Genomic DNA, 13,276 nt, shown 5'->3' on the forward strand with positions numbered 1-13,276 from the left:
GGGATGCGCGGCGGGCTCGGCGGATGCGCTGGCATGGAATCGCGCTCGGAAACGACCGTGCAGCGCGCGCTAGCGCCAGTGCGCTAACGCCGGGCGACCCAACACCGCGCGCGCCGACCCCTACGCGAGTGGGCGGAGCGCCGCCGCGACGCGATGCTCGATCGACTCCGGCCCGATGCCGAGCGCCTGCATGTCACGCAGGAACGCGACGGTCAGCTCCAATGCGCGCGCCTCGTCGACTGCGGTGAGCTCACGCTCGGCGACGTGCGTGCCGTTGCGGCCCGCAGTCACGACGTGGCCGTCGACCTCGAGCTCGCGGTACGCGCGCGCCACCGTGTTTGCGGCCAGGCCAATCTCGCTCGCGAGCGCGCGCACAGACGGCAGGCGGTCGCCGGGGGCGAGCCGCCCATCCGCAATCGCCGCGACCACCTGCATCCGCAGCTGTTCGTACGGCGGCGCGGGGGACGACTCGTCGATTCCTTCGAAGGCGATCGTCATCGAAGCGGCCCGCCGCTACTTCTTGACCGGCGGCTCGCCGAGTTCAATGTCGCGTACTTCGAGCACCGCGCCCTCCGCGAACGCGACGTCGTCGGCCGCGCCCTCGGTGAACGAGAACGACTCGATGCGACCCACCGCGGCGATGTCTCCCGCGGCGCCCTCGAGCAGCGACAGCACGCTCGCACCATCGCCGCCCGGCTTCGTCACGAACGTCGCCTGCAGCATCGGGGTCTTCTGCGAGACCTTCGCGGCGGTCTTCGCCCCGCGAATCGAGGTCAGCGCGGCCGACGCGAGGTCGAGCATCCGCGGCTCGCCGTCGCCGGCCGCCGCAAGCTCCTCGACGGTCGGCCAGGCGGCCTCGTGCACCGAGCCCTCGTTCGACCACGACCACACCTCTTCGGTCGCGAACGGGATGAACGGGGCGAGCAGGCGCAGCAGCACGTCGACCGCGAGGCGCATCGCCGCCACGGCCGAGCGCTGACCCTCGGGGGTGGCGCCGCCGTAGGCACGCTCCTTCGCAAGCTCGAGGTAGTCGTCGCAGAACGACCAGAAGAACGACTCGGTCACCTCGAGCGCCCGAGCATGGTTGAACGCGTCGAACGCGACGGTCGCCTGGGCGACCACGTCGCGCAGCTGCGCGAGCATCGCCCGGTCGAGCGGGTTCGTCACATCGGCCTCACCGGCGTCGCCGGCCTCGTAGCCGAGCACAAGCTTCGCGGCGTTGAGCACCTTGATCGCGAGGCGGCGGCCGATCTTGATCTGCGTCGGGCGCTGCGGGTCGAAGGCCGCGTCGGTGCCGAGGCGGCTCGATGCTGCCCAGTAGCGAACCGCATCCGAGCCGTGCTCGTTGAGCAGGCCCTTCGGCGTCACCACATTGCCCTTCGACTTCGACATCTTCTTGCGGTCGGGGTCGACAATGAAGCCGCTGATGGTCGCGTTGTCCCAGGGCAGGCGGTCGTCCTCGAGCAGCGAGCGCAGCAGCGTCGAGAACAGCCACGTGCGAATGATGTCCTGGCCCTGCGGGCGCACCGAGAACGGCGCGACGAGGTTCCAGAGCTCGTCATCGCGCATCCAACCACCGGCGAGCTGCGGCGTGAGCGAGGAGGTCATCCACGTGTCCATCACGTCGAGCTCGCCCTCGAAGCCGCCAGCCTGGCCGCGCTGCGATGCGTCGAACCCGTTCGGCGCATCCGTCGACGGGTCGACCGGCAGCTGCTCGGGGGCGGGCACGATCGGCTGGTCGTACTGCGTCACGCCGTCGGCGTCGATCGGGTACCAGACCGGAATCGGCACGCCGAAGTAGCGCTGGCGCGAGATGAGCCAGTCGCCCGAGAGTCCCTCGACCCAATTGAGGTAGCGCACGCGCATGAACTCGGGCCAGAACTCGAGCTGCTCACCGAACTGCAGCAGCTTCGCGCGCAGTTCGTCGTCGTTCGCGCCGTTCTTCACGTACCACTGGCGCGTCGACACGATCTCGAGGGGCTTGTCGCCCTTCTCAAAGAACTTCACGGGGTGTGAGATCTTGTTCGGCTCGCCGATGAGCTCGCCCGACTCGCCGAGCGCCTCGACGACGGCCTGCTTCGCGCTGAACACGGTCTTGCCGGCCATGGTCGCGTAGGCCTCGCGGCCGCGCTCGCTCATGATCACCTCGGGGGCGTCGGCGAGGATGCGACCGTCTTCGCCGAGAATCGAGCGGTTCGGCAGGCGCAGCTCGCGCCACCAGATGACGTCGGTGAGGTCACCGAAGGTACAGATCATCGCGATGCCCGAGCCCTTGTCGGGCTGTGCGAGCGGATGCGCGAGCACCGGCACCTCGACGTCGAACAGCGGCGTGCGCACCGTGCTGCCGAACAGCGGCTGGTAGCGCTCGTCGTCGGGATGCGCGACGAGGGCGACGCACGCGGGCAGCAGCTCGGGGCGGGTCGTCTCGATGAACACGTCGCCGTCGGCGCCGTGGAACGCGAGGCGGTGGTAGGCGCCCGGCTGCTCGCGGTCCTCAAGCTCGGCCTGCGCGACGGCAGTGCGGAACGTGATGTCCCAGAGCGTCGGCGCCATGTCCTGGTACGCCTCGCCGCGCTCGATGTTGCGCACGAACGCGAGCTGCGAGATGCGGCGCGCATCGTCGTCGATCGTGCGGTACGTCTGGTTCCAGTCGACCGAGAGGCCGAGCTGGCGCCAAAGTTCTTCGAAGGCACGCTCGTCCTCTTCCGAAAGCTTCAGGCAGAGCTCGATGAAGTTCTGGCGCGAGATCGGCTGCTGGTCAGCGGCCTTGATGCTCTTGCCGTCACCGCCCTCGTGCGGCGGCACGAAGCCTTCGACGTACGGCAGCGACGGGTCACAGCGCACGCCGTAGTAGTTCTGGACGCGGCGCTCGGTCGGCAGGCCGTTGTCGTCCCAACCCATCGGATAAAACACGCGCTTGCCGAGCATGCGCTGGTAGCGCGCCACCACATCCGTGTGCGTGTACGAGAACACGTGGCCGATGTGCAGCGAACCGGATGCGGTGGGCGGGGGAGTGTCGACCGAGTAGACCTGCTCGCGGGTCGCACCGTCGCGTCGGAACGCGTAGGTGCCCTGTGCATTCCAGGCGTCACCCCACTTCTGCTCGAGACCTTCGAGGGCGGGGCGGTCCGGGATGTTCGCGGGCGTGGCCGTCATTCGTGCTCCGATCACTATGGGCGGCACCGAGTCTGGGGTGCCTGCTGTAGGTGTGCCCAAGTCTACCGGCGCGGCGCCGCGCTTGGGCCCCGCGCGGGCTAGGCTCAAGTCAAAGCGCAACGATGCGCGCGCATCCTTTCTGTCAGGAGCTCTCATGTCAGATCCACGAACCCTCCGCACCCGGAGTTCTTTGCAACGTGCGGTCGTCGAGCTCGCGTCGGCACAGGACCCGAGTTCGGTCACCGTCGCATCGCTCACGCAGACCGCTGGCATCAACCGTGCGACCTTCTACGACCACTACGACTCGCCGCAGGAGGTGCTGCTCGAGGTGCTGCGCGACGACCTCGACCGGACCCGCCAGCACGATCTCGAGCTGCGCGACGCGTCGGATGGCCCGCGCGGCGAGATCTTTCGCACGACGATGAGTGACGTGCTTGACCACGTGCGACGGTTTCTTCCGGTGTATGAGCAGTCGGTGCGCAGCCCCGTCGACTCGACGCTGACGCGCGCCGTGAGCTCGCACTTCGTCGAGTCGATTCGCGGCATTCTCGCTCGGCAGGATGCGCTGCCGAAGGGCGTGGATGCGGAGATCGCGGCCGCGTGCATCGGCAACGCCGTGCTCGGCGGCATCGGCGTGTGGCTGCACCGGCAAGACCTGTCGGATGCGGAATTCGCCGACGCCGTCGCGGCCTGCCTGCCCGCGTGGTGGCGCGAGCTGCGGTAGCTGCGTCATGGTGTCTCTGCGTGATCTCAATCCCAGGTGACAGTCGACGCGACCAATGCTCATGCCGAAACCGCAAGCTGAGGGTTCCCCGAGTTTCCGCATCACCTGTTGGTTAGGTGACGCGTGTCGAATAGTGTCATGAGACATCGTTTATGTTTCCGGGCGTCAACGACGACGCCGAAGGCATAGGCAGTTCAGAGTGCAAAGGAGCTCTCAAATGAAGGCAGCGGTGCTCAATGGGGTCGGCCAGGACTTCGTCATCGAAGACATCGACATCGCCGATCCGATCGGTCGCGAAGTGCTCATCGACGTGAAGGCGTGCGGACTGTGCCACAGTGACGCGCACATTCGCGACCACGACTTCGGCTTCCCGATGCCGACGGTGCTCGGTCACGAGCTCGCCGGCGTCGTCACGAAGGTTGGCTCCGACGTCAAGGAAATCGCGGCTGGCGACCACGTCGTCGGCTGCCTCGTCTCGTTCTGCGGTCACTGCCGCAGGTGCGCGGCGGGCAAGCCGTACGAGTGCGAGCATCCCGAAGAAACCCGCCGCGGCGAGGGCGAGGCACCGCGCCTCAGCCGTAACGGCGAGACCGTCACCCAGTTCTCGGAGCTCTCGGGCTTCGCCGAGCAGGCACTCGCGCACGAGAACTGCGTCGTGCGCGTCACGAAGGACATCCCGTTCGAGAAGGCGTGCCTGCTCGGGTGCGGCGTCGTCACTGGCGCGGGCGCGGCGATCAACACCGCCGAGGTGCGCGTTGGCGACACCGTCGCGGTTATCGGATGCGGTGGCGTCGGCCTCAACGCCGTGCAGGGCGCGCGTCTCGCCGGCGCGCACAAGATCATCGCGATCGACCTGCAGCCCGAGAAGCTCGAGCTCGCGAAGACGTTCGGCGCGACGCACACGATCAACCCGAACGAGGTCGACGACGTCGTCGCGGCCGTGCAAGAAATCACCGAGACGAGCGGCGTCGACCACGCCTTCGAGGTTATTGGCCTGAAGCCCACCGCCGAGCAGGCCATTAAGATCCTCGGCGTCGGCGGCGGCGCCTACCAGATCGGCATGATCCCGATCGGCAAGCAGCTCGAGATCGACCCCTTCGTCGACATCCTCATGCAGCAGCGCAAATACCAGGGTGTCTACATGGGTTCGGCGAGCCCGAAGCGCGACATTCCACTCTACGCCGACCTCTACCAGCAGGGCCGCTTCAACCTCGACGACCTCGTCTCGAAGACGATCCGTCTCGAGGACATCAACGCCGGGTACGCCGAGCTCGAGTGCGGCAAGATCGCGCGCAGCGTGATCGTCTTCGACTAGGCGCCCGTGTCTCGCAGCAGCGGCCGGGATGTGCCACTCGGGCATCCGCCCCCGCTCGATTTCGTCGGAGACTAAGCTCGACGCGTGAGTAAGCGATCTGTCACCGACGAATCTGCCACCCCCGCCGCCAGCCCGGCGCCAGCATCCGGCACCCCCGGCTGGCTCGAGCACATCTTCAACTTCTCGGGCCGCGGCACGACCATGGGCCGCGAGCTGCGCGGCGGCCTGGTGACCTTCGTCACCATCTCGTACATCCTCGTGCTCAATCCGCTCGTGCTCGGCGGCGCCGCCTCGGCCGACGTCGAGGGCGGCGTGCTCGACTCGATTCAGGTCGCGTCGACGACCGCGCTCGCGGCCGGCCTGCTCACCATCGTGTTCGGCTTCGTCGCGAACCTGCCGTTCGCGCTCGCGGCCGGCCTTGGCATCAACTCGTTCCTCGCGGTGTCGATGGTGCAGCAAATCACCTGGCCCGAGGCGATGGGTCTCGTGCTGCTCAACGGTGTCGTCATCGTGATTCTCGGGGCGACCGGCGCCCGCACGGCGATCTTCAACGCGGTGCCCGCGGGCCTGAAGTCGGCGATCACCGTCGGCATCGGCATGTTCATCGCCTTCGTCGGCCTCGTGAACTCGGGCTTCGTCACCCGCACCGAGGGTGGCCCGCCCGTGCAGCTCGGCCTCTCGGGTTCGATCTCGACAATCCCGACGCTCGTCTTCATCGTCACGCTGCTCATCATGGCCGTGCTGCTCATCCGCAAGGTGCCGGGCGCAATCCTCATCGGCATCGTCGTCGGCACCCTGCTGGCGCTCGGTGCTGAGGCGCTCTGGAACCTCGGCGCATCCGGCACCGACAACCCCGGCGGCTGGCACCTCACCGTGCCGAGCCTGCCCGAGCAGCTCATCGCCGTGCCCGACCTCAGCCTCGTCGGCGCGTTTGACCCGGTCGGCGCCTTCACGCGCCTCGGCCCGGTCGCGGCCCTGATGCTGCTGCTCACGCTCGTCTTCATGAACTTCTTCGACGCGATGGGCGCCATGACCGGCCTCGCGCGCAACGCCGGGCTCGCGCGCGCCGACGGCACGTTCCCGCGCATCCGCCACGCGTTCATCATTGAGGGCTTCGGCGCCGTCGTCGGTGGCGCGACGTCGAGTTCGTCGAACACGATCTTCGTCGACTCGGCCTCGGGCATCGGCGAGGGCGCCCGCACGGGTTTCGCCTCGGTCGTCACGGGCGCACTCTTCCTCATCGCGATGTTCTTCACGCCGCTCGCGGTCATCGTGCCGATGGAGGTCGGCTCGGCCGCGCTGGTCATCGTCGGCGCGATGATGATGGTGCAGGTCGCCGACATCGACTGGCAGGACTTCTCGATCGCGCTGCCCGCGTTCCTCACCGTCATCGCGATGCCGCTGACCTACTCGATTGCGAACGGCATCGGCGTCGGCTTTATCGCCTTCGTCGTCGTGAACGCGTTCGCAGGCAAGATCCGCCAGATCCACTGGCTGCTCTGGATAGTCGCTGCCGGCTTCGTTATCTACTTCGCGCGCACGCCGATCGAGGCGCTGCTCGGTTAACCGCCGGCAAACGGCCCAGCCCGCGAGGCGGGCGGGTGCAGGGATGTGCGACGCGTTACCGCAAGTTTGCCCGGTGTACATATCCTGAGAACCATGCGAACTCTGATTGGTTACGCGACCGGGCTCGGCATCGTCATTGCGCTGGCGGGAATGCCGCTCACCGCGATCGGTCTCGCCGAAGGTACTGGTGAGCGCATCCGCTCGATCTCGGTCACCGAGTTCTTCAACCCGCAGATGTACCTCGGCGGCGGCCCCGCCCTGCCGACCTGGCTCACCATCGCGGCCGTCGTTGTCGCCCTTATCCTCACCGCCAACAACAGCACGTCGGCCGAGCGGCCGAAGTCGGCCTGGGTGCTGATTACCTACCTCGTCGCCGCGCTCACGGTGTGTTTCCCCGCCGTCATGCTGTTCGGGGTGGCCCGCGACCGCGAACTTGTTGCCAAGGTTGAGGGGGAGTAGGGGCGCATGGCAGTCCACCGCCGCAGATTCAACGGATACCCGGGACTCGGGAACTTTTCGCGCGCCTCGCGCATCCAATTCCCAGATCGCGTCACGACGGCGCGGACGCACCACCCCCGAACCCGAGGAAGCATCATGGGCGAAGTTGACTACGAGTACTGCGAAGAACTCGTCGTCGCCATCCCGATGGCGGCACTCACCTGGTACCCCCCGATTGACGTGAGCGACGAGGCCACGCGCTTCTTCGCCTAGCGCGAGCGCCCACCCGTCTCACCCCGCCCCGCCCCGCGCCGCAACGACGCGCGCCGCATCCACCGTCCCTGCCTTCGGGCCCGCTTCTCTCCGGCCGCCCGCTGTGCCAGGACAGCACTCGATGACCGAAGGCGCATCCATGCGCGTTACGGTCAGCCATTCGCCGTAGGCCGCTAATGGCTCGCCTCAACGCTCATCACGACCCGCGAACCCCGAACCAGACCACACAAAAAAATCCCACCCGGCAGCCGAGGCTGCGCAGGTGGGATTCTTCGTTGTGGTGACTAGTTGGCGAAGCCGGCGCGCACCTTGCTGAGCTGCTCGTGCAGCTGCGCGGGCACACGGTCGCCGATCGACGCGAAGTACTCGTCGGTCTTGCGCAGCTCTTCGACCCAGCCCGCGGTCGGTACATCGAAGAGCGCCTGCAGCTGCTCGTCGCTCACGTCGAGGCCGCTCACGTCGATGTCGGAAGTCTCGGGGAGGAGACCGATCGGCGTCTCGACCGGGGTGACCGTGCCCTCGAGGATCTCGATGGCCCACTTGATGGCGCGAATGTTCTCGCCGAAGCCCGGCCAGAGGAAGCTGCCGTCCTGGTCGCGGCGGAACCAGTTGACCTGGAAGATCGCGGGCGCCTTGTCGCCGAGCGTCTCGCCCATCTCAAGCCAGTGCGCCCAGTAGTCGCCCATGTGGTAGCCGGTGAAGGGCTGCATGGCGAACGGGTCGCGGCGCAGCACACCAACGGGGCCCTCGGCCGCGGCGGTCTGCTCGCTGCCGAGCGTCGCGCCGAGGAAGCAACCGTGCTCCCAGCTCTTCGAGCGGTAGACGAGCGGCACGTTGGTGCGGCGGCGGCCACCGAAGAGGATGATGTCGACGGGCACGCCGTCGGCGGCCTCCCAGTCGGGCGAGATGGTCGGGCACTGCTCGGCGCGCACCGTGAAGCGCGCGTTCGGGTGCGCGGCGGGCAGGTCGGATGCGGGGGTCCAGCCGTTGCCCTGCCAGTCGGTGAGGTGCGCGGGCACTTCGTCGGTCATGCCCTCCCACCACACGTCGCCGTCGTCGGTGAGCGCGACGTTCGTGAAGATCGCGTTCTTGCTGATCGTCTCCATCGCGACCGGGTTCGTCGACCAGCCGGTGCCGGGGGCGACGCCGAAGAAGCCGAACTCGGGGTTGATCGCGTTGAGGCGGCCGTCGTCGCCGGGGCGCATCCAGACGATGTCGTCGCCGATGGTCTCGACCTTCCAACCGTCGAGCTTCGGGCGCATCATGGCGAGGTTCGTCTTGCCGGTGGCCGACGGGAACGCACCCGAGATGGTGTACTTCTTACCCTCGGGGCTCGTGGCCTGAATGAGCAGCATGTGCTCGGCCATCCAGCCCTCGTCGCGGGCCATCACCGAGGCGATGCGCAGCGCGAAGCACTTCTTGCCGAGCAGCGCGTTGCCGCCGTAGCCCGAGCCGTACGAGATGATCTCGAGGTCGTCGGGGAAGTGGGTGATGTACTTCGTGTCGTTGCAGGGCCACGCGACGTCGTCGCGCTCGACGCCGTCGGCGCTGACGAGCGGGTAGCCGACGGTGTGCAGGGCCTTGACCCATTCAGCATCGGGCTTGATGTAGCTGAGTGCCTCGGTGCCCGAGCGGGTCATGAGTGCCATCGACAGCACAACGTACGGCGAGTCGGTGATCTCAACGCCGTACTGCGTGATCTTGCCGCCGAGCGGGCCCATTGCGAAGGGCACGACGTACATCGTGCGGCCGCGCATCGAGCCGTCGAGCAGGCCATCGAGCTCGGCGCGCATCTCGGCGGGTGCGCGCCAGTTGTTCGTGGGGCCGGCGTCCTCTTCCTTCTCGGAGCAGATGAACGTGCGGCTCTCGACGCGGGCGACGTCCGCAGCGTCGGAGCGCGCGAGGTACGAGTTCGGGCGCAGCTCCGGGTTGAGCTTGATCAGCACGCCCTGTTCGACGAGCTCCGCGGCGATGCGGTCATACTCCTCTTGCGAACCATCCGCCCAAACGACGCGGTCGGGCTTTGCGAGCTCGGCGACCTTCACCACCCATTCGTTGACCTCTGGGTTGGCCGACAGCTGTTCAATGTCAGCGGCGGTGACTGGCGCATGGGTCGTCATGGCAAAGCAACTTTCATTTGGCCGATTGGGGCTCTTTCACCTGATGGCCTCAGCTATCCCGACTATGGGCGCGAGGCACGGGGCGAAGGTTGTTCAAATCAGTATTGCACGCATATCGCACACAAGAGTTGGCGGGCGGGCCAAGGATAACTACGTTCTGTCGTAGTTTTTCGACGAGGCCTCGAAGCCGAGCAGACGGCGCGTGGCCCGATGTTTCGGGGCTGAAAACAAACCGCTGGTGGGGCCTGATTCAACAACCGAGCCCGCCTCGACGACCGCGACACGGTCAGCGATTTCGCCCACAACGTCGAGATCGTGCGAGATGAACACGACGCTAAGTTGTCTGGATTCTTGCACGCGCCGCAATAAATCGAGCACCTGCCGACGAACCGTCGCGTCGAGCGCCGATACCGCCTCGTCGCAAATGAGCACCTCGGGGTCGGCCGCGAGGGCCCGCGCGATCGCGAGCCGCTGGCGCTCTCCGCCCGACATGCGGCTCGGGCGCACGCCGAGGTGCTGAGCGCCGAGCCCGACCTCCTCGAGCATCCGCACCAACTCGTCGTGCTGGGCACCGACGCGGCGCGAGCGGCCTCGGCTGTGCGCATCCGCGAGAATCTGCCCGGCGCGCAGCCGCGGGTCGAAGCTCGCGAGGGGATCCTGCGACACGAGGCCGATGCGGTGGCGCTCGGGCCGGCGGGTCCGCTCGCTCGCGGGCTGCCACCTGAACTCGCCCAGGAGGATGCGCGCATCGGCTCGCTCGGGCGGCTCGAGTGCGAGCAACTCGCGGGCGAGGGTCGACTTTCCCGAGCCCGAGGCGCCGACGATGCCGAGCGTCTCGCCGCGATGCAGCTCGAGGTCGTCGACGTCGAGCGCGGTGAAGCGGCTGCCGTCGGGGCGCGCATAGCTGCGAGCGAGGTGTTCGGCGCGCAGTACGAGCTCTGTCGAAGCGTCCGGGCGAGCCTCGGGCGGCCGGGGCAGCGCCTCGACGAGGGCGCGGGCCGGCGGCGTCTCGGGGGCGGTGAGGATGCGCGCGGTCGGCCCGGTCTCGACCATCTCGCCCGCGTCGATCACCGCGACGCGCTCGCAGAGCAGCTGCACCGAGGCGAGGTCGTGTGAGACGAAGAGGATGCCCATGCCCGCGTCGGCGAGCTCGCGCAGCAGGGCGAGGAGCTCGCGGCGCGCGCTCGCGTCGAGCGCGGTCGTCGGCTCGTCGGCGATGAGCAGCTCGGGCTCGTGGGCGATCGCGGTCGCGATGAGGGCGCGCTGTCGCTGGCCGCCCGAGAGCTGCACGGCGCGCTGGCGCAGCCGCACCTCGGGTTCGGGCAGGCCGACGCGGCGCAGCAGTTCGAGGGAGCGTTCGTGCACGGCGGCGCGGCTGAGGCGGCGGTCGTGGGTGGTGATTGCGGTGGCGAGCTCGGCGCCGATCGTGCGCGCGGGGTCGAGCGAGCCGAGCGCATCCTGCAGCACGAGCCCGACGCGACGGCCGCGCAGGCGCTGCCAGCCGGCCTCGCGCAGCTCGAGCAGATCGGTGTCGCCGAGCCGCAGCCGCTCGGCCGTGACGCGCGCGTCGGGCGCCGACGAGGTGACGAGCCCGAGCAAGGCCTTTGCGGTGAGCGACTTGCCCGAGCCCGACGCGCCGATGAGGCCGAGCGCCTCGCCGGGCGCGATGCGCAGGTCGATTCCTCGCACGACCTCGCGGGCGTCGGTGCCGCTGCCGAAGCCGATGCGCAGGCCCTGAACTTCGAGCGTCATCGCGGCCTCCTCGACTCGGCCTCGACACACCGGCCAAAGCGGCGCAGCGGGCCCTGAACTTGAAGCGTCATCGCGATCTCCTCGCCTCGGCCTCGACAAATCGGCCGAGCAGCGTGCCGGTGACGGCGACGAGCGCGATCGCGGCGCCAGGGAACACCGACATCCACCAGCCACCGGCGGGCAGATACGTCGCTCCGGCGTTGAGCATGGCTCCCCACTCGGCGCTCGGCGGGGGATCGCCGAGGCCCAAGTAGCTCAGCGCGGCAGCCCAGACGACGGCCTGGCCGATGCCGAGTGTCGCGAGCGCAAACAGCGGCGCGAACGCGTTCGGTAGCACGGTGTGCCACAGCCGCCAGCCCCAGCTTCGTCCGAGAATCCGGTCGGCGTCGACGTAGCCCGACTCGCGCACGCGCAGCAGCTGCGAGCGGAGCATCCGGGCATAGCCGGGCGCGGTCGCGAGGCCGACGGCGATCGTCGCGGGCACGACGCCGGGCCCGGTGAGCGAGAGCAGCAGCAGCGCGAGCAGGATGCCCGGCAGCGCGTAGAGCGTCTCGACGAGCCGCGTCGAGAGCCAGTCGCCGACGCGACCGCCGAACGCCGCGACAAGCGCGAGGAGGGTGCCGAGTGCGAGGCCAATCACGGTCGCGACGACGCCGATCGTGAGCGAGCGGGCCGCGCCGTGCACAACGCGGGTATAGATGTCGCGACCCGACTCGTCGGTGCCGAACGGATGCGCGAGGCTCGGGGCCTGATACGCCTGCGCCGGGTCGATGTCGAGCGGGCTGCCCGGCGCGAGCAGCTGCGGCGCGAGGGCCGCGACGACGTACCAGGCGACGACGATGAGGCAGAGCAGAATGCCGGCGCGCATACCGCGGCCGGATGCACGCAGCCGCTGGGCGGGCAGCGACGCGGTGATCGGGGGCACGGTCATGCGCGGGCCCCCTTCGCGGCCGGTAGCACGGCGCGCTCGAGCACGTCGGTGACGAGGGTCACGACGACGTAGGCGACGGCGACGACGATGAGCACGCCCTGCACCATTGGCACGTCGCGCGCGAGCACCGCGTCGACGAGCGCGCGGCCGAGACCGGGGCGCGCGAAGAGCTGCTCGACGACAACGGCACCCGACACGAGCGAGCCGAAGGCCCAGCCGGTGAGGCCGATCGCGGGCACCGCCGCGCGTCGCAGCAGGTGGCGCAGGAACACGCCGACTCGGGTCTCGCCGCGGGCCCGCGCCGCGAGCACGTACGGCTCCTCGAGCGTCGCGACCAGGGCATCCCGCATGACCTGCGCGAGGTAGCCGCCGAGCGGCAGCGCGAGCGTGAGGGCGGGCACGATGAGGCCGCCGAAGCCGGGGCCCGAGATCGCGACCGGCAGGCCCAGGCCGGTCGCGAGCAAAGAAATAAGGAGCGCGCCGAGCCAGAAGTGGGGGAGCGCCGAAGCGATGATGCCGATGAAGTCGGCGGCGAGCGCCGAGCCGCGGCCGCCGCGCACCGACCACCAGGCGAGGCCGAGCGCAAAGAACCAGCCGAGCACGAGCGCGAGCGAGGCGAGCGCGAGTGTGCCGGGTACGAGTTGGCCGACGACGTCGGCGACGTCGCGGTGCAGCCGGTAGCTCTCGCCGAGGTCGCCGCGCAGCAGCTGGCCGAGATAGTTCAGGTACTGCTGCCCGAGCGGCAGGTCGAGTCCGAAGTCGGCGCGGGCCTGCGCGATCGCCTCTTCCGAGGCGTTCGAACCGGGGCCGCCGAGAATCGCGGTGACCGGGTCGCCGGGCACGGCGCGCACCGCGAAAAAGGTAAAGGTGACGACCGCCCAGACGACGACCGCGGCCGCGACGAGCCGGCCGGCGACCCGCAGGCCGATGCGTCGCCACGAACGCCCCGTCGGCGGCACCCGGGTGGGCGCCGCCGACGGGGCGCCGGTGGTGACGGTCAC

At 68.9% G+C, this 13,276-nt stretch carries 10 protein-coding genes; 4 read left to right on the top strand and 6 right to left on the bottom strand.

Features of this window, described 5'->3' with window-relative positions:
• Positions 1-120 precede the first annotated feature (120 nt).
• Both EJL01_RS08425 and valS read right to left on the bottom strand, forming a co-directional pair.
• Positions 121-498, bottom strand: coding sequence for a GntR family transcriptional regulator (locus tag EJL01_RS08425; protein WP_125107101.1), 378 nt, complete (start codon positions 496-498; stop codon positions 121-123).
• Between the two features lie 15 nt (positions 499-513).
• Positions 514-3,156 carry a valine--tRNA ligase gene (valS, locus tag EJL01_RS08430; protein WP_125107102.1) on the bottom strand — a complete coding sequence of 881 codons (2,643 nt, stop codon included), beginning with the start codon at positions 3,154-3,156 and terminating at the stop codon, positions 514-516.
• Positions 3,157-3,310: 154 nt separating this feature from the next.
• Here valS and EJL01_RS08435 point away from each other — a divergent pair, with 154 nt between their 5' ends.
• From EJL01_RS08435 to EJL01_RS08450, 4 genes are all read left to right on the top strand, one after another.
• The gene (locus EJL01_RS08435; RefSeq protein ID WP_164509760.1) at positions 3,311-3,880 is read left to right on the top strand and encodes a TetR/AcrR family transcriptional regulator; all 570 of its coding nucleotides are present in this window, start codon (positions 3,311-3,313) and stop codon (positions 3,878-3,880) included.
• A gap of 217 nt (positions 3,881-4,097) precedes the next feature.
• The gene (locus tag EJL01_RS08440) at positions 4,098-5,195 is read left to right on the top strand and encodes a Zn-dependent alcohol dehydrogenase (RefSeq protein WP_125107104.1); all 1,098 of its coding nucleotides are present in this window, start codon (positions 4,098-4,100) and stop codon (positions 5,193-5,195) included.
• Positions 5,196-5,279: 84 nt separating this feature from the next.
• Positions 5,280-6,761: an NCS2 family permease gene (locus EJL01_RS08445; protein ID WP_125107105.1), complete on the top strand. Its 1,482-nt coding sequence runs from the start codon at positions 5,280-5,282 to the stop codon at positions 6,759-6,761.
• A 93-nt stretch (positions 6,762-6,854) separates the two neighbouring features.
• Positions 6,855-7,220 (top strand): hypothetical protein, encoded by a 366-nt coding sequence (locus EJL01_RS08450; protein ID WP_125107106.1) that lies wholly within the window; start codon positions 6,855-6,857, stop codon positions 7,218-7,220.
• Positions 7,221-7,756: 536 nt separating this feature from the next.
• On the opposite strand, the gene EJL01_RS08455 is transcribed toward EJL01_RS08450, so the two are convergent.
• From EJL01_RS08455 to EJL01_RS08470, 4 genes are all read right to left on the bottom strand, one after another.
• The gene (locus tag EJL01_RS08455; protein ID WP_125107107.1) at positions 7,757-9,592 is read right to left on the bottom strand and encodes a phosphoenolpyruvate carboxykinase (GTP); all 1,836 of its coding nucleotides are present in this window, start codon (positions 9,590-9,592) and stop codon (positions 7,757-7,759) included.
• Positions 9,593-9,742: 150 nt separating this feature from the next.
• Entirely contained in the window at positions 9,743-11,344 is a 1,602-nt protein-coding gene (locus EJL01_RS08460) for an ATP-binding cassette domain-containing protein (protein WP_125107108.1), read from the bottom strand.
• 67 nt (positions 11,345-11,411) lie between these two features.
• The gene (locus EJL01_RS08465; protein ID WP_125107109.1) at positions 11,412-12,275 is read right to left on the bottom strand and encodes an ABC transporter permease; all 864 of its coding nucleotides are present in this window, start codon (positions 12,273-12,275) and stop codon (positions 11,412-11,414) included.
• On the bottom strand, positions 12,272-13,276 hold the full coding sequence (locus EJL01_RS08470; RefSeq protein WP_241209146.1) for an ABC transporter permease: 1,005 nt from the start codon (positions 13,274-13,276) through the stop codon (positions 12,272-12,274). The genes EJL01_RS08465 and EJL01_RS08470 overlap by 4 nt, the downstream gene beginning before the upstream one ends.

The sequence above is a fragment of the Gulosibacter massiliensis genome (assembly GCF_900626105.1).
GTDB lineage: Bacteria > Actinomycetota > Actinomycetes > Actinomycetales > Microbacteriaceae > Gulosibacter > Gulosibacter sediminis.

Bases quoted from the DNA above. Each gene is read 5' to 3' on its own strand.
- EJL01_RS08425 (WP_125107101.1), bottom strand. From the start codon at position 498: ATGACGATCGCCTTCGAAGGAATCGACGAGTCGTCCCCCGCGCCGCCG.
- EJL01_RS08465 (WP_125107109.1), bottom strand. From the start codon at position 12,275: ATGACCGTGCCCCCGATCACCGCGTCGCTGCCCGCCCAGCGGCTGCGT.
- EJL01_RS08450 (WP_125107106.1), top strand. From the start codon at position 6,855: ATGCGAACTCTGATTGGTTACGCGACCGGGCTCGGCATCGTCATTGCG.
- EJL01_RS08435 (WP_164509760.1), top strand. From the start codon at position 3,311: ATGTCAGATCCACGAACCCTCCGCACCCGGAGTTCTTTGCAACGTGCG.
- EJL01_RS08440 (WP_125107104.1), top strand. From the start codon at position 4,098: ATGAAGGCAGCGGTGCTCAATGGGGTCGGCCAGGACTTCGTCATCGAA.
- valS (WP_125107102.1), bottom strand. From the start codon at position 3,156: ATGACGGCCACGCCCGCGAACATCCCGGACCGCCCCGCCCTCGAAGGT.
- EJL01_RS08455 (WP_125107107.1), bottom strand. From the start codon at position 9,592: ATGACGACCCATGCGCCAGTCACCGCCGCTGACATTGAACAGCTGTCG.
- EJL01_RS08460 (WP_125107108.1), bottom strand. From the start codon at position 11,344: ATGACGCTCGAAGTTCAGGGCCTGCGCATCGGCTTCGGCAGCGGCACC.